This is a genomic window from Oceanihabitans sp. 2_MG-2023 (genome assembly GCF_030547245.1).
GTDB lineage: Bacteria > Bacteroidota > Bacteroidia > Flavobacteriales > Flavobacteriaceae > Oceanihabitans.
The window spans coordinates 1-20,928 of the sequence record NZ_JAUOQT010000012.1 but is presented as its reverse complement, the minus strand read 5'-3'; the positions used below and the strand labels follow the sequence as shown (position 1 = coordinate 20,928).

Below are 20,928 nucleotides of genomic sequence, written 5' to 3'. Positions count from 1 at the left end.
TTTCAGAAATTGGCAAGATTTTTAAATGCACTTTGGGAGTAGTTTTGTGCCATAATCAATAAAAACATAATGATGAAAACAAGATTACTTTCCATTTTTACCTTTATAACAATAGGTTTAGCAACAAATGCACAGAATGTAACTATTCCAGACGCAAGCTTTAAAGCCATATTAATTGCTAACACAAATATTAATACAAATAGCGATTCCGAAATTCAAGTTAGTGAAGCAAGTGCTTATACAGGAAGTATTAATGTTGCAAATGCAAACATTCAAGATTTAACAGGAATGGAAGCTTTTACAGAAATTATAGGTTTACAGGCTTTTGGGAATGCAACGCTTACTAGTGTGGATGTTTCTCAAAACACAAAACTTACACAATTACTTTTAGAGCAAACAGGTATTTCCGGTATTTTAGATTTAAGTATGCTTCCGGATTTGGTAGATTTTAAAGCACATACAACTGCACTTACAGCCATAAATATGGCAAACGGAAACAACAGCAATGTCACTCGTTTTAATGTAGTAAGTAGCGCTGTAACTTGTGTGCAAATAGATGCAGGTTTTACGCCTAACTCCAATTGGGGTATTCCAGCCAATGCTAGTTTTGATGAAGATTGTCCTACGATATTAAGTGTAAATGATTTTGGTTTAAATACAATTTCTATATACCCAAATCCTACAACTTCAGATTTGCATATTAAAATAAATAGTAACTTAAAAGCAGTAACTATTTATTCGGTATTAGGAAAGGAAGTGCTAAGCACTTCAAACAAAAGTATAGATGTAAGTCGTTTGTTAAATGGTGTATATTTAATAAGAATTAAAGATGAAAACGGAGGTGTTACCACCAAACGTTTCATTAAACAGTAATCTATAGTTTCGTTTAATTTAGTTATTGAAATCTCGTAAGTGTTCTGCTTACGAGATTTTTTTGTTTTAAGTTTAAACAAAAGTATTACTAATTACTACTAAGCACCATAACGTTCTTTTAGTTTCTCAAATAAATAGGTTGTATTGGTAACACCAACAGCTTCTGCAATTTGTTTTTTAGAGGCAAAAGGGTCTTCTGCTCTTAAATTTCGTGCTTTTTCTAAACGTGCTTCTTGTATTAATTGGTTAACAGTTTGCCCTAAAAGACTCTTCACTTTTCGGTTTAGTGTGCTTCTAGAAACCTTCATGTATTCAGAAATGGAATCTACGGTTAGCAGTGGTGAATTTAAGTTTTGATTTATATAAGATGTGATTTTACTATTAAATTTATCGGCATACTCGTTGAGGTTTTTCAATGTTTCTGGAGAGTTTTCCTTGTCAAATTCTACAATGTTTTTATAAAGAGATATAGCGTTCTTAATATTAATTAAAAGCTCTTCTTCCATAAAAGGTTTTTGTAAATAACCATCAATACCTAGTCGTAACATAGATAGTTTTCCTTGATGATCTGTTCTTGCAGTTAGTACTAAAATTGGCGTTTTGTTTTTTTGTAGTTTTAATTTTTTCACTAAAGTTTCTCCATCCATCACAGGCATCATATAATCTGTTAGAATGAGATCAAAGTTGTTGTTTTGAAGTATGTTAAGTGCTTCCTTTCCATTTTCAGCTTCCGTAATCTCATAATGCTGTAAAATCTTTTTTAAATACTTTCTCATCTGTTCATGGTCATCTACTATAAGTATTTTTTGTTTATTGTTTTTATACGTTGTGTTTGTTTGTTTTTTTAAGCTAGTTTTATTTGTTTCAATAGTTTGCAGTGGTTTTATATCGGGTTGATTTGTGTTTACAAACTTTTTTGGAATAGAGATTGTAAAGCAAGTGCCATTTCCAAAACTACTTTCTACAGCAATAGAAAATTGATGCGCATCAATAATACTTTTTGTAAAAGCCAAGCCTATACCACTACCTTGGCTTTTAGTAATGTCGTTTTTTACTTGATAAAAACGTTTAAAGATAGATTTGCTTTCATCCTTATTGATGCCAATACCTGTGTCTATAACATTAATAGTAAGACCTTCATTATTAAATGATGTGTTAATAGCAACGCTTCCGTTTTTAGGTGTAAATTTTAATGCATTACTTAGAAGATTAGTTATTGCTTTAGAAAACAGGTTTTCATCTACTAAAATGTTTGTTTTTAAAGTCTTGTTGTTAAATGTAAACTCTATATTTTTTTTAGCGAAAAGACTCTGGAAGTTTATAAAATGTTTTTCTAAAAAGGAGTTTACATCCAGTGGTGAACTAATAAGTTGAAACTCATTGCTATCCATTTTGCTTAAATCCATAATACTATTAATAATATTTTGCATTTGTTGGCATTGTTCTTTTATTATAGCTGTTTTTTGATTGTTTTCTGTATCCGATTCTTTAAAGTTTAACTGATTTGTATAGCCTTGAATTAAGGTTAAAGGAGTACGTATTTCATGTGAAAGATTCACGAAGAAGTGAGATTTAAATTCATTCAATTCACGTAATTCTGCTTCTTGCCCTTCTAATATCATTTTATCGGTAAGTACTTTGTCTCTTTCTAGCGCTAATAGTTTTTCGCTTTTTATATTACTTTCTTTAAAATAATTTACCAAAAGATGTATTACTAGAAAAATACATAAGGCTTCAAGAACTAATAGTCTATCTACATAATCTGTTGGATAAACAACATAAAAAAAATAAGGTGTTAAAAACAGCGAAAAACTGATTGCTAATACAAAGTATGATGTTGTTTTTTTTGTGAAAAGTATTAGAGAAATAGGAGATGCAAGTAATAAATAATATTCCAAGTAATTGCCTGGCGAAATAATAAGTGCAGCATATGTATTACTAATAATAAAAACACAGATAAAGAGTATGCGAGCCCATTTAAAGAGATGATTCTTATTCAGAAATAGTGTTATAATTAAAGAGTTGAAAATAAGAAAATATGTGAAAAATGCTTGGTAGTCAAAAAAATGAAAAGTAATAGCATTTTTGTTAATGTACTCTTGTACAAAACCAAAAATCATTTCTAAGGAATAGAAAAACAGAATTATATGACTCCAAATTAAACAAAATGTATTTAATAAACGTATTCTTTTATTTAAGCTATTAGAATAACGCTCTTGGGTTCCTAAACTAATTATAGTTTCATATTTCTTTTTCATAATTCTACTAAATATTAATAGCTAAACAAATTTAAAAGTATTAGTTAAGAATAAAATCAGCAACTTTAACAACACCGTTTTGATATACTTTCTTTGTAAATATATCTTTTTTTGAGGCAATTAATTAGTCATAAAAGCATTTTGACTCAAATAGTTGTTTTTTGATTCAAATGGTTAGTTCGTGACTTGAATCGAGTTTTTTTGACTGCTGTAAAAGCTTGTTTACAAATAGTTTTGTATCAAACAAACTCAATAAATTTTTTATATCATGAAAAACAAATTACTTTTATTATTCGTACTCATAGCAACATTTGGCTATGCACAAAATGTAAACATTCCAGATGCTAACTTTAAAGCCTATTTAGTAGGTAATACTTCTATTAACACTAATGGAGATTCAGAAATACAGGTAAGTGAAGCAAGTGTTTTTACTGGAGAAATTAATTGTTATAGTTTAGGTATAAATGATTTAACAGGTATTGGAGCATTTACTGCTTTAACACAATTAAATTGTGTGACCAACCAATTAACGAGTTTAGATCTTTCTGCTAATACAGCTTTAACAAGTATAGATTGTCGAGATAACCAATTAACGAGTATAAACCTTCCTTCTAGCACTGCTTTAACAGAATTAAAATGTGGTGAAAACCAAATAACGAGTTTAGATGTTTCGGCTAACACGGCTTTAACTAATTTAAGTTGTTATACTAACCAATTAACGAGTTTAGACGTTTCAAGTAATACAGCTTTAACAGAACTTGATTTTGATACAAACCCAATAACAAGTATAGATGTTTCGGCTAATACTGCTTTAGTAAGGTTAGCTATTAGTAGAACCCAATTAACGAGTATAGATGTTTCTACTAACACCGCTTTAGAGGACTTTTTTGCTACTGATTGCCAATTAACGAGTTTAGACGTTTCTGCGCAACCAAATTTAGTATTATTATGGTGTAATGAGAACCAATTAACAAGTTTAAATATAGCCAATGGAAATAATGCAAATATGACCTCTTTTTATGCTACAGATAATACGGCGTTAACGTGTATTGAGGTAGATGCTGCTATTGTAGGTACATCGCCAACGGATTGGTATAAAGATGCTGGGGCAACGTATAGCGCAAGTTGTACAACTTGTACCGTAAACATACCAGATGCAAATTTTAAAGCATATTTAGTAGGTAACACCGCAATAAACACCAACGGAGATACAGAAATACAATGTAGTGAAGCCACTGCCTTTTCTGGGATAATAAACTGTACAAACCTAAATATAAGTGACTTAACAGGTGTAGAAGCATTTACTGCTTTAACAGAATTATATTGTCAAAATAACCAATTAACAAGTTTAGATGTTTCGGCTAACACCAGTTTACAATATTTGTTTTGTGGTTTTAACCAATTAACAAGTTTAGATGTTTCTTCTAATACTGCTTTAATAACTATAGATTGTACAAGTAACCAATTAACAAGTTTAGATGGTTCTGTTAGCACCGCTTTAACGCAATTAAAATGTCAAAATAACCAATTAACGAGCTTAGATGTTTCTAACAATACTGCTTTAATATCTTTTGAGTGCTATAATAATAGCATAACTAGTTTAGATCTTTCTGCAAATACAGCGTTGACATCTATTACAAGCTATGCTAATAATTTAGTAGGTTTAAACATTGCCAATGGTTTTAATGCAAACTTAACATTTCTATCTACTGGTAATAATCCTTCTTTAACATGTATTCAAGTAGATGCTAATATAGTGGGTACATCACCAAATAATTGGTATAAAGATGCCGCTGCAAGTTACAGTGATGACTGTACACCTTGTACCATATACATACCAGATGCAAACTTTAAAGCTGCTTTAGTTGGTGACACAGCAATAAATACCAACGGAGATACAGAAATACAGTGTAGCGAAGCAACTGATGCCATAGGTACTATTTATGCTTATAATGATAATATTTCAGATTTAACAGGTATTGAAGCATTTACAAATATTACAGGATTATATTGTTATGATAATAATTTAACGAGTTTAGATGTGTCTGCTAACATTTTCTTAATAGATTTATTTTGTGATAATAACAATTTAACAAGTCTGAATATTGCTAATGGTAATAATGCAAACATGATAAATTTTGATGCAACAAGCAATGCTACATTAACTTGTATTCAAGTAGATGCTGGTTTTACTCCAAACTCAGCTGGTTGGCAAAAAGATGCAATGGCAAGTTATAGTGATAATTGTACAACTTGTAACGTAAACATACCAGACGCAAATTTTAAAGCGTATTTAGTAGGTAACACAGCAATAAATACAAACGGTGATACAGAAATACAATGTAGTGAAGCAACTGCTTTTACAGGATTGATAGATTGTAGATACTATAATATAATTGACTTAACTGGCATAGAGGTATTTACCAATTTAACGGAATTGGTTTGTAATAGCAATCTATTAACGAGTTTAAATGTTTCGGCTAACATCAACTTAACAAAATTATATTGTTATAATAACCAAATAACCAGTTTAGATGTTTCGGCTAACACGGCTTTAATAGAATTTGATTCTAGTTATAATCCTATAACAAGTTTAGACGTTTCTTCCAACATCTATTTAGAGTCATTATTTTCTATCGATAACCAATTAGCAAGTTTAGATGTTTCTACTAACACCTCTTTATCAAGACTTGATTGTAGTAATAACCAATTAACAAGTTTAGACGTGTCGGCTAATACCGCATTAACAGAATTAAGTTGTATTAATAACCAATTAACAAGTTTAAATATAGCTAATGGAAATAATGCAAATATTACAACTATGAATGCTAGCCAAAATACAAATTTAACTTGTATAGAGGTAGATGCTGCTATTGTAGGTACATCACCAGCTGCTTGGCTAAAAGATGCAACTGCAACGTATAGCTTAGATTGTGGAGCATTAAGTGTAGAGGATTTTAGTTTAAATACGGTTTCTATATACCCAAACCCATCAACTTCAGTTTTAAATATAAAAATGAATCAAGGCTTAAAGCAAGCAACCATTTATTCTATGTTAGGAAAGCAAGTATTAAGAACTCAAAATAATAATATGGATGTGTCTAGTTTACCTAACGGGATGTATATTATTAAAATGGAAGCCAAAAATGGCAATGTATTCACAAAACAATTTATTAAAATATAATAGATAGTAGTTTGTTTTTTTCAAAATCTCGTAAGTGTTTTGCTTGCGGGGTTTAAAAAACATTAAAGCTTTTTATCAAAAATTACACACACTTATTTAATCACTAAAAATCATTTAAAATGAAAAAAATAATATTTTCGGTTGTATTACTTCTAGTTGCAACCATAACAAAAGCGCAAAAAAACTTTTATGAAGCCATGGAAGCCAATGGAGAATCTGCAATTTACGAAGGTTTTGCAGATCAATCAGCCAATGGTGATGGTACTTATAACTTTACAAGAGGTAAACCAGCAATTAGCTTAAAAGTTACAAGGCTAGTTACAGGACAGCCTGTAGGTTTTGTCGCAACACCGGTAGATAAAGGAGTTAGTGGTTTTAGCCAAACAGAGTTAAGTAATTATGTTAGAGTAGATAGTTATCCAAATGTATTATATATAAAACATAAGTATACAAAGGATGCTTATATGATGACAGATGATATATTATTTGTAGTTAGTAATACTTCAGATAGTGATGTGCCAAAACTAGCAAATGTAAAAGCATTTTATGTTCTGGTTAAAGAACGAGGAGAAACAGTAACAAAAGAAGGTGCTGGTAAAAAGAAAAAAGGAGGGTTTATGGCAAGAATGAAAGCAAAAGTAGAAGGAGTAGGTCAATCACCAACTTTTAAGTATATAAAAAGGGTAAACATAGAGAAGGTGTTTAATGATTATGTAACAGCTATGAAAGCAAAGCAAGCTAATCCATTAACTACAAAAGATAAAATGGAAATAGCAAAAATTAGACGTGCTAGAGAAGCAGGTGACGAAGAAATAAAAAGATATAACGATTCTATTAAAGCAACACCAGAGTATGCTAAGTTAAAAACCCACCAAGCACGTATGGAGCAAATGGATAATAACAATGCTAGAAATTTAATAACCATTAATAATAAGACAGGAAGGGACATTTATATATACCAAAATGGATCAAGAAATGGAACACGCATAAATGCAAATAGTAGTACAAAAGTGACATGTAATTCAAATTACACGTATAAATTTGATTCTAATTCTGGTGGTACAGGTACTGCTTTTTATAGTGCAAATGCTAACTGTGGTAGCAGTGTTTCAGTGCGTTAAAAACAATAACATTTAAAAACAGAATATTTTATCAAGAAATAATTTGTAGTTTTTTTCTGATTTAGAAGTTAAAAACTAGGTTTCAGAAATTAGAAACATTCATAAATGGTTTTTAGTAACATATTTGCAGAAGTAATTTTAAAACAAATCAACATGAAAACAATAATTATCGCATTAACTACATTCGTATTATTTTCTTTTTCAGAAGAAAAACAAACTATAAATGCATCTCAAAATATAGAAGTCTCAATCGCAAGTAGTTTCTCATTAGTAAATGATACTAAAGAAAAAGTGAGTATTTATACAGGAACAGGTTTTGTTTCTTTAAACAAAGGATCCAAAACAAGCATCTCTTGTAATACTGGTAAAGAAGTACGTTGGGCTAACAAAGGAAAAAAAGGAGATGTTATTTTTAAAATAGAATCTAAACATTGCGGAAAGACAATTAAACTTTCAGACGTTATGGATTAAGTAAAAGTCTTTGTTGAAACGCAGCAAAGTAATAAAGATTAAAAGATGCTATTAATCGTGATTAAAGTTGGGCTAAATTATTTAGTTCAGCTTTTTTCTGTTAAACTAATTATGAAACATTTAAAACAATATAAACTGGAATTATTTATTTTATTGCTTTATGTTGTTTTAGGAATGGCTATTAGACAACTATTTTAAGCAAAATACATTAGAATTATTCTTAGTATTACTTTGCATGTGATTACTATGTTAAATTTTATAATTTTGATTATAACCTCTTGCAATAATTTTATTATATTTAAATTAAATATCTTAAAATGAAGCAATTACTACTCTTTCTGTTTGTGTTCCCTTATTTCGTGTTTAGTCAATGTCCACCAGATGGAGCCTTCCACTCGCAAGCAGAAATAGATGCATTTGCAATGGATTATCCAAATTGTACCATGCTTGATGTTGCCTTAATTATATCGGGAGATGATATTACAGATTTAAGCGGATTAGCACAAATTACGGCATGTACCAGTTTGTCCATTTCTAATAATGCAGTTCTACAAAATACAGATGGACTAAACTCAAACTTGGTTTTATCTTATGTGGAAGGTACAGGGAATGGGTTTGGAGTAAGTAATAATCCTTCATTAGTTGCAATAACTGGATTAGAAAATTTGGTGAACCAATCAGGTTTCGAAAGTGCATTTAGTATTAGTAATAATCCTATGCTAACAAGTGTTGCAGGAGTTCCAAATACTTTTAACACTTTAGCTTCTTTCTATATCATAAATAACGATGCATTAACGAATTTAGTTGGTTTAGAAAATTATGGAGCAGGAGAATTTACAGTAATTTCAGATAACGATAACCTCATTGATTTTACTGGTTTAAATGAGATCTATGGATCGGAGTTTGTGCATATTTCTAATAATGACGCTCTAGAGAGTTTTAATGGTTTATTATATTTAGGAAGTGAACATAGTATCATCATTGAAAATAATGCGGTTTTAGAAGATATTAATATTGGTTCTAATAATATCATAGGTAATTGGCCTGAAGTAATTATTAGAAATAATTCTAGTTTGTCTTTTTGTAATGCCAATTGGGTTTGTTCGTATCTTTATTTGGTTGGCGTAGAAGAGAGTTCGTGGTTTCCTGGTACTTTTGAAAATAATGCACCTGGTTGCAATACAAATTTTGAGGTTGAATATGGCTGTGAATTAGCCTCTAACGATAACTGCTCAGAAGCTTATTATTCTTCTTCATATCATATAAATTTAGGAGAGACTTTAATTGCTAATAATGAATTTGCAACAACTTCATTTCAAACTCCTACTTGTAATGATGTAGCAAATAGACAAGATGTTTGGTTTGCTTTTTATACGGGAGATAGTACAACAATTGACCTTATAACACAGGCAGGATTTAATATGCAAATTTGGGAAAACGGCTATTGTTTTGGTGAAGAAACAAATCCTGTTGCTGGAGGATGCGGAAGTGCCATTTTAGAAGATATACCTGTTGTTTCTAATACCAGTTATTTAGTGCAAGTTTGGAGTGATAATGCGATTGGAAGAACTTCTGGTTGGTTCGATATTTTGTTGCAGGATGGGAGCTTGTCTACACCAGATTATGAAAATAGCACTATACATATCTATCCTAATCCGGTTCAAAATGAATTGCAAATAACATCGAATTTAACAATAGATACTATTCAAATATTTAATCTTTTAGGTCAAAATGTATTAGAAACTAATGTGAAAACATTAAATGTTTCCAATTTAAAAACGGGTATGTATTTAGTGAAAGTAATTAGTAACCAAAGAGAGTTTACCTATAAAATAGTGAAACAATAATGTTTCAGAAAAAATAGCTATTGTAAAGCAGTAGATAATATTAACAACCAACCAGTAACTAAAAGTAAACCACCTATTGGAGTAATTGGTCCTAAAAAACGAAGTTTTTTTCCTTTAGCATCCGATAAAACCAATCCGTAAATACTAAAAGAGAATAGTATAATCCCTATAGTAAAACACCAGTAAATTGCGGTGGTTATAAAGCCAGGGTTTAGTCCTAAAACTAATAAAACAATGGCGTGATACATTTGGTATTTTACACCAACTTCAAAGCTGTGAAGCTGATCTTCGGATAGATTTTTTTTTAAAGCATGTGCTCCAAAGGCACCAAAAATAACAGATAACATTCCAAAAGTGGCGGCTGTAGCAATAATGATTTGTTGTGTCATAATATGTTTTTATTTATAAACTACAGGAATAATTTCGCCTTTGGCTAGACAGTATTTTTTTATATCTTCTTCGGAAAGATTTGCTGTGTAATCCATTTCTTCTACTTTAAATCCAATACTTCTAAGTTTATCAAAATAATCACGACCATAAACACGAACATGATCATATTGTCCGAAGATTTTTGCGCGCTCTTTCTTATCTGTAATAGAATTATCTTCAAAAGTCTTTTTTCTATATATGTCGTCTTGCGGAATTTGAAAAATACCATAACCTCCTGGTTTTAGTACACGATATAATTCTTGCATCGCTTTAGTGTCATCCGGAATATGTTCTAAAACATGATTACATAAAATAACGTCGTAACTATTATCTTTAAACGGAAGGTTGCAAATATCTGCTTTTACATCTGCAATAGGAGAAAGTAAATCTGTAGTGGTATAGTCTAGATTGTTTAGTTTTCTAAAACGGTTTAAAAAACATTGTTCTGGTGCAAAGTGAAGTACACTTTTTTTTGCAGTAAAGAAATCGGTTTCCTTTTTTAAATATAACCATAATAATCTATGGCGTTCTAAGCTTAATGTAGAAGGCGATAGTACATTCTCGCGTTGTATTTCATAACCATACGACAAAAAATTTTTAAAACTTTTACCATCAATTGGGTCTGTATAAGTACTTCCTTTTAAAAAAAATGCTAAAATTGGTCGTGCAATGTAACTAAACCTAATTAATATAGGTCTAGGGAAAATATTAAGAATTGTTTTGAAGAGTTGTTTTGACACGAGTTTTACGAATTTTCACGGACGGCTAAAGTACAATCCTTTTATATTTTAAACTATCTTCTTCAAAATTAATTAGTAAGCCTAATTTTAATTTTGAAACAGCTAAATAGTTTAGCGTTTGTTTTATATATGTAGAGACTAAACAATCAATTGCTTTTATTTTATCTAAAATAATAAATCAGCTTTGTATTTATATGTTCATAAATTTCCTTTATAAACGATTTTATAATTATTATCCATTAATTCAATCACTAAATCATCTTTTTTATAAATAACAGTGATTAAATTACTGATAACTCGTGTCAAATATTATAAAACTAAAGCTTTTTGTCTAAAGGCATCTTCCTCATTACTCTTAATTCCTAAAGCTTCATAAATATAAGCAAATGTAGAAAGTAGTTCTGGTTTCCCATCTACAATCGCAACATCATGTTCAAAATGAGCAGATGGCTTATTATCTAATGTAGTGATTGTCCAGCCGTCTCTATGTTGTTTTATGCTTTTTGTACCAAGGTTAATCATTGGCTCAATAGCTACAACCATACCTTCAATAAACTTTTTACCACGACCACGTTTTCCATAGTTTGGCATTTCTGGGTCTTCGTGCATTTTTGTTCCTAAGCCATGTCCAACCAATTCTCTAACAACTCCGTATCCATGATCTTCACAATATTTTTGAATGGCATATCCCACATCTCCAACACGGTTACCAACTTTAAGTTCCTTTATTCCAACATAAAGCGATTCTTTTGTAACTTGAAGGAGTTTTTCGGTTTCCGGAGCAATTTCACCAACAGCAAAAGTGTACGCATGATCACCATAAAAACCTTCTTTAATAGCGCCACAATCAATAGATATAATGTCGCCTTCAACTAAAGGAGTAGTGTTAGGAATACCATGTACCACTTGCGAATTTGGGCTCATACAAAGCGTATTCGGGAAGTCGTACAAACCTAAAAAACCAGGTATAGCACCTTGGTCTCTAATACAGGTTTCAGCAAGTTTATCTAACTCTAATGTAGTAACTCCTGGTTTTACAGCTTTTGCAATTTCACCTAAAGTTTTAGATACTACTAAGGCTGCTTCACGCATTAATTCTATTTCTTCTCTTGTTTTTACAATAATCATAGGATATAAAAATATGGTGCAAAGATACTAAAAATAACAAAGTATATTTTTTATTGAAACATGATATTTGACAGTTTTTAAACTTTATTTATACTATACTTTTGTAGCTCAAAATAAAAGAATATGTATAAATCCGTTAGTGCAGAAGAAGCTGTAAAAGTAATTAAATCTAATAATAGAGTGTATATACAGGCTGCTGCAGCAGCACCTCAGGCACTTATAAAAGCAATGGCTAATCGTCATGAAGAGTTAAGGAACGTTGAGGTTTGTCAATTACATACTGAAGGAGAAGCACCATATGCAAATCCAGAGTTGCAGGAGAGTTTTCATGTAAATTCCTTTTTTATTGGAAAAAATGTAAGACACACTTTAAAAGGTGGAAATGGTTCTTATACGCCAGTTTTTTTAAGTGAATTACCACTTCTTTTTAAACGAAATATTATTGATTTAGATGTTGCATTAATTCATGTGTCTGTTCCAGATAAACATGGGTATTGTTCATTAGGTGTTTCTGTTGAAGCTACATTGGCAGCTATAGATAATGCAAAACATGTTATTGCACAAGTAAATAGAAATATGCCAAGAACACATGGTGCCGGAATTATTCATGTTTCTGAAATTGATTTATTTGTAGAATCTAACGAAGCAATACCAACACATGATATAGCAGAGCCAACTGTTATTGAAGCTAAAATTGGTGATTATGTTGCTGGTTTAATTGAAGATAGAAGTACTTTACAAATGGGAATTGGTAGTATACCAAATGCAGTTTTAACACGATTGACAAATCATAGAGATTTAGGATTACATACTGAAATGTTTTCGGATGGTGTTATCGATTTAATTTTGAAGGATGTTATTAATGGAAACTATAAAGGAATAAACCGAGGTAGAGCCTTGGCTACTTTTTTAATTGGTTCTAAAAGACTTTATGATTATGTAGATGATAACCCTTTTGTAGAAATGCGAGCTTCTAATTATACGAATGATGTTTCTATTATAAAACAAAACCCTAAAATGGTAGCTATCAATTCGGCAATCGAAGTAGATGTTACGGGACAAGTTTGTGCAGATTCTATAGGAGCGCATATGTATTCTGGAGTAGGAGGTCAGATGGATTTTATTAGAGGAGCTTCTTTAAGTGAAGGCGGTAAAGCAATTATAGCATTACCTTCAATAACCAAATCTGGCATAAGTCGAATTGTACCAGCTTTAAAACCAGGAGCAGGAGTAGTAACTACAAGGTCACATGCACATTATATTATTACCGAATACGGAATTGCCAATCTATATGGGAAAACGATTAAGGAACGTGTGAAAGCATTAGTTGCTATAGCGCATCCAGAGCATAGAGAAGCTGTAGATAAACAATATTTCGATTTAATAAAAGGTTAATGGCTTCTTCTTAAAAAGGAAAAGAAACCTTTCTTTTTTGGTGGTATTTTAGTGTTGTATTTTGGGTTTGAAAGGTACTGATATACTTCTCCCCAACCTAAAAAACCACCAATATTTCTATCGTCAATGAATAAATCTGCATGAATTTTTCGACTTTTATTTTCGTCAAATTGTTCTTCAGGAAAACTTTTGTTTATGGCATAAAATTCGATGCCTTTATTTTTACAAAAAGCAACAGCTTCTTCAAGAGGTCTTCCAGATCTGTATGTCCATAAAATTAAACGATGACCATCAGCTTGTAGTTTTTTAAGTGTTTCAATAGCAAAAAGTTTTGGTTTTCCAACTTTAGGATAGGCATCATCTACAATGGTTCCATCAAAATCAATGGCAAGAATAAGTTTATCGTTTAAATTCATTAGTGTTTAATAAATAGGTTGCGAAAATACAATAAAAATCACTTTATATTAACGCATGTTGAGTCATTGCTTTGGGTTGTTCTATACCAATTAATTTTAAAATTGTAGGAGCGACATCACCTAAAACACCATCATTAATTGCTTTTATCTCTTTGTCTATTATAATAATAGGTACAGGATTCGTTGTGTGTGCAGTATTTGGTGATCCATCTGGATTTATCATAGTTTCACAATTACCATGGTCTGCAATTAAGATTGTAGTATAATCATTTTCAAGAGCTGCAGTTATTACTTTTTCAACACAAGTATCTACGGCTTCGCATGCTTTAATTGCGGCTTCCATAATACCTGTATGCCCAACCATATCTCCATTTGCAAAGTTTAAACAAACAAAATCTACTTCTCCTTTTTCAAGTTCAGGAACTAGAGCGTCTGTAAGTTCGAAAGCACTCATCTCGGGTTTTAAGTCGTATGTAGCAACTTTAGGAGAGTTTTTTAAAATACGGGACTCACCTTCAAAAGGAGTTTCTTGTCCTCCAGAAAAGAAAAATGTAACATGTGGGTATTTTTCGGTTTCTGCAATTCTAATTTGTTTCTTACCATGAACAGAAAGAACTTCTCCTAGAGTTTCCGTTATGTTTTCTTTGTTAAAAATTACATTAATGCCTTTAAAGTCATCACTGTAATTTGTAATGGTTACATAATGCAAATCTATTTTTTTAGTATCGTACTCAGGGAAGTCTTTTTGATTTAACATTTCTGTTAATTCACGACCTCTATCTGTTCTAAAATTAAAAAATATTACGACATCTTCTTTTTCAATTTTAGCAACTGGCACTCCATCCTTATCTGTCGCAATTAGTGGTTTAATGAATTCATCGGTAATATCATTATCGTAATTAGATTGAATAGATTCTGTTAAATTGGTAGTTTTTGTTCCTACGTTTTTTGTTAAAGCGTCATACGCCAGTTTTACGCGTTCCCAGCGTTTATCTCTATCCATTGCATAATAACGACCTGTAACAGTTGCTATCTTTGTTTTTGTGCCTTCAATATAGTTTTCTAGATTTTGGACATAGCCTTTTCCTGACTTAGGGTCTACATCTCGACCATCTGTAAATGCATGTACAAAAGAGTGCACACCAGCTTTATTAGCAGCGTCAATAAAACCCTTTAAATGATTGGTGTGTGCATGTACTCCACCATTACTTAGTAGTCCTAAGAAATGAACATTTTTCTTGTTATCTGAAGCATACTTTAGTGCTTCAATTAACACTTTTTCGTCTTTTAATGTATCTTGCTCGATCGCTAAATTAATTTTAGCTAAATCCTGGTATACAATACGTCCAGCTCCAAGATTCATATGGCCAACTTCAGAATTTCCCATTTGTCCTTCTGGTAGGCCAACATGTAAACCGTCTGTGCGTAAAGATGCATTTGGGTATTTGGTATACAGGGAGTCTATAAAAGATGTATTCGCGTTATCTATTGCAGAAACTTTTGGGTCTGGAGATTTACCCCAACCATCTAAAATCATTAATATAACTTTCTTATTCATGTAGTGCTGTCATTTTGAAACCCAAATATAAAAAAAGAATCCCGACGAGTCGGGATCTTATATTAGGATTAACGTATTTTTATATTATTGTAACTGCCCTCTATATTTTTTTATAGATTCTCTAATTTTCTCTATTCGATTGTCTGGATCTGGATGCGAACTTTGAAATTCTGGTACACGATTTGGTCCAGCTGCAGCTTTTAGAATTTCCATTACATCTATCATTTCTTCAGGATCGTAACCAGCTCTTAGCATAAAACGTACTCCAAGATCATCACTTTCTAATTCGTCACCACGACCATTTTTTAAAATTAAATTTTGGCCAACACCACCAATCAATCCGCCAAGATCTCCACCAACAGAACCTGCAGTAGATAGTCCTTGCCAAAGTTCGCTGTTAGCAATACGTTCTGCACTATGTTTTCCCAATACGTGACCAATTTCATGCCCTAAAACACCAGCTAGTTGGTCTTCATTTTCTAATTGTGAAAACAATGCATAAGTAATAAATATTTGGCCTCCAGGTAATGCAAAAGCATTTATGGTTTGTGCATCTGCTAGTAAATGAAACTCGTATTTATAAGGTGTTTCTTTAGCAATGCTGTTTTTTATTAGTTTGTTTCCAACGTTATCTACTAAGGCTTGGTAACTTTCATTAGGGTATAAACCACCATGTTGCGCAGCCATTTGATCCCTACTTTGTAAACCCATTTGAATTTCTTCATCTACAGTCATAGAAATCGCCTGTTTTTTGCCTGTATAAGGATTTACTTCTTGCGATGAAAAATATTTAAAACCAAAATAGGCTGCAATGCATAAACCTATAATTAACCTTACTTTTAAATTACCTGATCTCATGTTAGTTTGTTATTTATAAGGATTTAAAGTTACAAAAGTTCTGGATTAATATCTAAAATATTTTCATTTCGATATTTATTGATAAAGGATGTTGAAAAATAATCATTTCCTAATAGTTTCTCTTTTTGAAGCATCTCTTGTATGTTTACTTTTTTGTAGCTTTTTAAATAATTTTGTGACAAGGGTTTGTAGCTATAATGCCAAGGTTCATACTTAAAACCTTTTCTGTTTAAATCAGCAGTGTAAACTAAATAGAACCCAAAAGAATTTGCATGTGCATCCATCCATTTCTTTAAGTAAATGTAGGAGCCATCTCTGTGAAAGTTTTCTTCACGAAGCACATGTTTTGGAGCATGTACATTGGCATCAATAATATCGATGTCTGTTCCCCAGTGGTGTCTTGAGGTGCCAGGAACAGTAGAGTATTCAATTATTTTTTGAATGCTTTTTTCAGCACTTAAACCTTGGTTTATATAGCGTTTGTATTTACGTTCCCATATATGTTTTTGATGGTTGAAACTTCTATAGCTTGATACTATTTGAATGCGAACTCCTTCTTTCAAAGCTGTTGCTTTCATATTCTGAAACGCAAGATATGCTTCTTTACGAAGCTTATAATCAGTTCCAAAAAGTTTCGGATTTCCTTTACCCATAAGTTCTTCTGAAGAAATTATATTTTGAGCAAAAGTAAAACAAGGTATAGTTGCTAGTGCTATTCCAGATAGTGTTGTTTTTTTTATGAAGTTTCTTCTTTTCAAATACGGATGAAGTGTTACAAATTATGAGCCAAAATTAATTAAATTTACAGAAAATTTAAGTTATGCATTTTTCGTTTAAAATCATTGAAAAAGAAAAGATATCTACTATAATTCCTTTGGTTTATAAATTAAATGAAGGGAAAATTTCTATGGATGTTTTAGAAAAACGTTTTAAAGAAATAATACATCAAAATTATGAATGTGCTGGAGTTTTTGATGCAGAAAAACTTATTGGTATCTCTGGGATGTGGTTTTGTACAAGACATTATTCTGGAAAAAGCATGGAAGTTGATCATGTTTATATAGATGATTCGTATAGAAACCATGGGTTAGGGAAGCAATTTATGCAATGGATTACGGATTATGTGAAAAATAAGGGCGTTGAAACCATGGAGCTAAATGCATATATTAAAAATGATGCTTCACACCGATTTTATCACAACTTAGGATTTAAAAAACCAGGCTATCATTTTTTAAAAAAGATTTAATAATTAATATATAACCATCCAGCATATTCTTTGTCTTCTTCTGGTAAATTTAAAACATAAAAATACGTTCCCACAGGAAGTTTTTTGTTGCTGCCAATGAGTACTTTTTTATTGGTGTAGCCATTCCAGTCGTTTTGGTAATTTTCTACATCATATACAACTCTTCCCCAGCGATTAAATATTTTTAAAGTATTTTTAAATAGTGCAACACCTTCAATAACAAAAACATCATTTTTTCCATCTCCATTTGGACTAATACCATTATAAACCGTAATTCCGTCACTACCAATTAGAGATCCAAAAGTTATAATTTCATATGCATTTGGAATAAAATAAGTGGAAGTAATTGTGCCTTCATTTTGATTTCCTGTAAAATCAACATTGCCTAAATCTTTCCATTGGTTTTCAGTTGTGCTCCACCCTACAACGCGTAGGTTTAATAAATCATCAACAAGTGTATTGATATCACTATCTGAATCCCAAGTTAGTGTTACTTGTGTTTCTTGTGTGCCATTAAAATCCCAAAATTCTTCGGTCGAAATACTATTAATAATACCTTCGGAATTGTTTGTGTCGAAGCTCTCTACAAAAGTAGAAGGGAAGTTTGGGTCTTCATTAAAATAAGCAGCTTTAAATTTGGGGTTGTTGGTTTGTAAGGGAGTTATTAATGGTCTTAATTTGTTATCGTCTCCAATAGGAAAGATAAATGAATCATTTCCATTAAAAGATGCGTAGCCATCTGTTAAACGAAAGTCATTTTCAGAAACATAAAAAGTGTTTTCTAAAAAGTCTAGTGAGATATTTGGATTCTCTCTAGGGGTTATTGCATCTCCAATAACATAATTTAAACCATTAGAAACTTCGGTGCTTATTTCTAAAAATAAATGGTCAATAACAGCAATATCCATATCATAAAATTTAGGAATTTCGGTTCCAGATATGGTTAAAGCATTATCCGAATTATAAAAACCAGCCAAGCCTAAGTTTTCATTGAACATTCCGTCATTTTCTAAGTCGATATGGAATCCTATTTGACCTTCGTCATGAATTTGTAGATTTCCAAAATTATGAAATGCTTGTTGTGCAAAACTTATTTGAAACAGGAGTAACGCTAAGTATTTAATTGTTCTCATATTTCTATTTATTTGTAAGCAGTATAAAGTACAACTACGTTATCTGATTTGGTGGTAACATTTAACGAAAATCCATCTGTAGTAAAAGCAGATAAGCTTGCTAAAGTTCTGCCTAAAGCATTACCATTTTGATTACCATATCTTAAGCCAATACATCTGGTGCTTGAAGCAAATCTTGAAATATCATTAATAGAGTTACCACTACCACCAACATAAATTACTTGTTGTGTTATTGTTCCAGAATCATTTCTTGCAAAACCATTCATGGTACCAAAAGAGTTTGCTAAACCTGTATTATTATCTCCTACACCGTTATCGGAATCTAAATCTAAAGTTTCCACATTTGCATGTGCAACAAAAGTTATAGAAGATGGTTCAAAAGGTAAGCCTGTAATTGTTTGCGTACCTGTTGCTGTGATAATAAATTGACCAACATAAACAGTAGGTCCTAAATACGCACCACCATTTGTTCCAACTTCTATTTGGTTGTCCGCTTCATCTCCAATTATTTGTGCTGTTGCTGGAGTACCGGATTCATTATTGAATGTTATTTCACCAGTTGGACTAGCGTCATTTTGAGAAAAACTAGTATTTGTTTCTATAATGTTAGTTGTAGTAGTTCCACTTGTATGTGTAGCAATAGTATTTCCTGTTGATACTACCTGAGTTATGGAAGAAGATAAAGAGGATAAGTCTGTGGTTATTGTACCTCCAGCATCTGTAGTTTCCAGGTTTGTGCCGTTAAGTTCTACTGTTTCATTAAGCTCATTAGTAGTATCCGAATCCAGGTCATTCGCATTTGTAACTGTAGTCCATCCAGCGGTTGTATATACATATACGTTTTCATCTGTTGGGTTATATAATAACGTTCCTATAATAGGAGAGGTTATATTTGTAAATTCTGTTGTAGGAATATTATATAAACCTAACAGTTCTTCTCCTCTAGGGGTTTGTGAAAAAGCGGTTTGAAAAATACAAATGCTAAGGACTGTTATTATTAATTTTAATGATTTCATTTTTTTTTTTTTTTTAGTTGATGTAGAATGTAACACATGTACAGTTTCCTCCAAATTGCGTTCCTGTTCCTCCACCAGTAGTACCGCCAGATATCGTTATACTTGGATTATTTGCTGCCAATGGATCTGTACCTGTTATTAAATAATTATATGTCCCATCTCCGTTGTCTTGACTAACTACTGTTATTCCGATTGGACTTCCATTAGAAACTGCCGTTAGGGTTGGTAATGCTGCGTAAGGTCTATTTGAAATTAAAGCTTCCCAAGTCGACCCTGCATTATTTCCAGCATTAAAGTTTAATGAAAAATTCTGCGCATCTGCAAAATTATTCTGTGTGAAATCTGTAGTAGGAGTTCCTGATGGAGTAGTAGGGTTTGTCACTGGATTTGAACCAGATGATGTTACTAATACTACATCTGTTACTACTTCTCTAGTAGCCGATGTATTGAAATACCAAACTTCATCAACAAGAACATCTGCAGTACCCCCATTATCTCCAGTAGCAACCATTACTTGAAAACCATTTGCTGTTTGAGTTCCCGTTACTACTGAAACTAATCTTGTGTCTCTATTTGTTATATCTTCTTGAGCACCAAAGGTTACATCATAACTTGCTCCATTTGGATGTGCTGTTGTAAATGCAACGGTATATCTACCAACTGCTGTTCTTGTTACAGTACTATTAATATTAAAAGAGTTTGTTCCGTTAGCTTGTGTGTGTGCAGCTGCAAAAACATATCCTATTGTTTCTTTTGTAACGGTTAAAGTAGGTTCTGGCAAAGTAACCGTGTTACCATCTGATATAGTTAAATCATTTCCACTTATAGAAAGCGTTTGAATTTCATTTGTTGGATCTGCATCGGCATCCTGAATATTAATATCTATATCACCACCATCTTCTAAAGCAACATTTACTTCTTCTAAAGGTGTTGTTACTGTTGTAGAGATCATTTGGTCATCTGTGGTGTCTATAGTTGTAGTAGTTCCATCTTCAGAAGTATACACAAGTTGCGTTGGATCTGTAGCGTCAGGAGTTAAAGTAGTTACTGTTTCTTCAATATCAATTACGGTTCCATCCGCTTCTGTTACTTGAGCAACAGTATTACCATCATTTTGGTCAGCTACACTTACTCCATTGGTGTCTATAGTTGTAGTAGTTCCATCTTCAGAAGTATACACAAGTTGTGTTGGATCTGTAGCGTCAGGAGTTAAAGTAGTTACTGTTTCTTCAATATCAATAACGGTTCCATCCGC

At 31.8% G+C, this 20,928-nt stretch carries 19 protein-coding genes; 7 read left to right on the top strand and 12 right to left on the bottom strand.

Features of this window, described 5'->3' with window-relative positions:
- Positions 1 to 72: 72 nt before the first annotated feature.
- A complete protein-coding gene (locus Q4512_RS15990) occupies positions 73 to 873 on the top strand; it encodes a T9SS type A sorting domain-containing protein (protein WP_303426365.1) in 801 nt (266 codons plus the stop codon).
- A gap of 98 nt (positions 874 to 971) precedes the next feature.
- Here Q4512_RS15990 and Q4512_RS15985 read toward each other — a convergent pair whose 3' ends face one another.
- Positions 972 to 3,131, bottom strand: a complete 2,160-nt coding sequence (locus Q4512_RS15985) for a response regulator (RefSeq protein ID WP_303426363.1) — start codon at positions 3,129 to 3,131, stop codon at positions 972 to 974.
- A 268-nt stretch (positions 3,132 to 3,399) separates the two neighbouring features.
- Here Q4512_RS15985 and Q4512_RS15980 point away from each other — a divergent pair, with 268 nt between their 5' ends.
- The 4 genes from Q4512_RS15980 (at position 3,400) to Q4512_RS15965 (ending at position 9,754) form a co-directional block, all read left to right on the top strand.
- A complete protein-coding gene (locus Q4512_RS15980) occupies positions 3,400 to 6,315 on the top strand; it encodes a T9SS type A sorting domain-containing protein (protein WP_303426362.1) in 2,916 nt (971 codons plus the stop codon).
- Positions 6,316 to 6,434: 119 nt separating this feature from the next.
- Complete coding sequence (locus Q4512_RS15975) at positions 6,435 to 7,436, top strand: hypothetical protein (protein WP_303426361.1); 1,002 nt, start codon at positions 6,435 to 6,437, stop codon at positions 7,434 to 7,436.
- Positions 7,437 to 7,589: 153 nt separating this feature from the next.
- Positions 7,590 to 7,907, top strand: a complete 318-nt coding sequence (locus tag Q4512_RS15970) for a hypothetical protein (protein WP_303426359.1) — start codon at positions 7,590 to 7,592, stop codon at positions 7,905 to 7,907.
- A 317-nt stretch (positions 7,908 to 8,224) separates the two neighbouring features.
- Positions 8,225 to 9,754 carry a T9SS type A sorting domain-containing protein gene (locus Q4512_RS15965; protein ID WP_303426358.1) on the top strand — a complete coding sequence of 510 codons (1,530 nt, stop codon included), beginning with the start codon at positions 8,225 to 8,227 and terminating at the stop codon, positions 9,752 to 9,754.
- A 17-nt stretch (positions 9,755 to 9,771) separates the two neighbouring features.
- Here the strand turns inward: Q4512_RS15965 and Q4512_RS15960 are convergent, their stop codons facing one another.
- The 4 genes from Q4512_RS15960 to map all read right to left on the bottom strand — a co-directional run bounded on the left by Q4512_RS15960 (position 9,772) and on the right by map (position 12,051).
- Entirely contained in the window at positions 9,772 to 10,143 is a 372-nt protein-coding gene (locus Q4512_RS15960; RefSeq protein WP_303426357.1) for a DUF423 domain-containing protein, read from the bottom strand.
- 9 nt (positions 10,144 to 10,152) lie between these two features.
- Positions 10,153 to 10,923 (bottom strand): class I SAM-dependent methyltransferase, encoded by a 771-nt coding sequence (locus tag Q4512_RS15955; RefSeq protein ID WP_303426356.1) that lies wholly within the window; start codon positions 10,921 to 10,923, stop codon positions 10,153 to 10,155.
- A gap of 25 nt (positions 10,924 to 10,948) precedes the next feature.
- Complete coding sequence (locus Q4512_RS15950; RefSeq protein WP_303426381.1) at positions 10,949 to 11,050, bottom strand: GxxExxY protein; 102 nt, start codon at positions 11,048 to 11,050, stop codon at positions 10,949 to 10,951.
- A 182-nt stretch (positions 11,051 to 11,232) separates the two neighbouring features.
- Entirely contained in the window at positions 11,233 to 12,051 is an 819-nt protein-coding gene (gene map / locus Q4512_RS15945) for a type I methionyl aminopeptidase (RefSeq protein ID WP_303426354.1), read from the bottom strand.
- A gap of 123 nt (positions 12,052 to 12,174) precedes the next feature.
- On the opposite strand from map, the gene Q4512_RS15940 reads away from it, so the two are divergent.
- Positions 12,175 to 13,446 carry an acetyl-CoA hydrolase/transferase family protein gene (locus tag Q4512_RS15940; RefSeq protein ID WP_303426352.1) on the top strand — a complete coding sequence of 424 codons (1,272 nt, stop codon included), beginning with the start codon at positions 12,175 to 12,177 and terminating at the stop codon, positions 13,444 to 13,446.
- Here Q4512_RS15940 and Q4512_RS15935 read toward each other — a convergent pair.
- The 4 genes from Q4512_RS15935 to Q4512_RS15920 all read right to left on the bottom strand — a co-directional run bounded on the left by Q4512_RS15935 (position 13,443) and on the right by Q4512_RS15920 (position 17,036).
- Positions 13,443 to 13,862, bottom strand: coding sequence for a BT0820 family HAD-type phosphatase (locus Q4512_RS15935; RefSeq protein ID WP_303426350.1), 420 nt, complete (start codon positions 13,860 to 13,862; stop codon positions 13,443 to 13,445). The two genes, Q4512_RS15940 and Q4512_RS15935, sit on opposite strands and share 4 nt — an antisense overlap.
- A 43-nt stretch (positions 13,863 to 13,905) precedes the next feature.
- Positions 13,906 to 15,420, bottom strand: coding sequence for a 2,3-bisphosphoglycerate-independent phosphoglycerate mutase (gene gpmI, locus Q4512_RS15930; protein ID WP_303426348.1), 1,515 nt, complete (start codon positions 15,418 to 15,420; stop codon positions 13,906 to 13,908).
- A gap of 84 nt (positions 15,421 to 15,504) precedes the next feature.
- On the bottom strand, positions 15,505 to 16,278 hold the full coding sequence (locus Q4512_RS15925; protein WP_303426347.1) for a M48 family metalloprotease: 774 nt from the start codon (positions 16,276 to 16,278) through the stop codon (positions 15,505 to 15,507).
- Between the two features lie 29 nt (positions 16,279 to 16,307).
- Positions 16,308 to 17,036, bottom strand: a complete 729-nt coding sequence (locus Q4512_RS15920) for a M15 family metallopeptidase (RefSeq protein WP_303426346.1) — start codon at positions 17,034 to 17,036, stop codon at positions 16,308 to 16,310.
- 62 nt (positions 17,037 to 17,098) lie between these two features.
- On the opposite strand from Q4512_RS15920, the gene Q4512_RS15915 reads away from it, so the two are divergent.
- The gene (locus Q4512_RS15915) at positions 17,099 to 17,524 is read left to right on the top strand and encodes a GNAT family N-acetyltransferase (protein WP_303426345.1); all 426 of its coding nucleotides are present in this window, start codon (positions 17,099 to 17,101) and stop codon (positions 17,522 to 17,524) included.
- On the opposite strand, the gene Q4512_RS15910 is transcribed toward Q4512_RS15915, so the two are convergent.
- The 3 genes from Q4512_RS15910 to Q4512_RS15900 form a co-directional block, all read right to left on the bottom strand.
- The gene (locus tag Q4512_RS15910; RefSeq protein ID WP_303426343.1) at positions 17,521 to 18,657 is read right to left on the bottom strand and encodes a gliding motility-associated C-terminal domain-containing protein; all 1,137 of its coding nucleotides are present in this window, start codon (positions 18,655 to 18,657) and stop codon (positions 17,521 to 17,523) included. The genes Q4512_RS15915 and Q4512_RS15910 overlap by 4 nt on opposite strands.
- 8 nt (positions 18,658 to 18,665) lie before the next feature.
- A complete protein-coding gene (locus Q4512_RS15905) occupies positions 18,666 to 19,673 on the bottom strand; it encodes a hypothetical protein (RefSeq protein WP_303426342.1) in 1,008 nt (335 codons plus the stop codon).
- A 13-nt stretch (positions 19,674 to 19,686) separates the two neighbouring features.
- Positions 19,687 to 20,928 (bottom strand): hypothetical protein (locus Q4512_RS15900; RefSeq protein WP_303426341.1); only part of this gene is annotated, 1,242 nt, incomplete at its 5' end.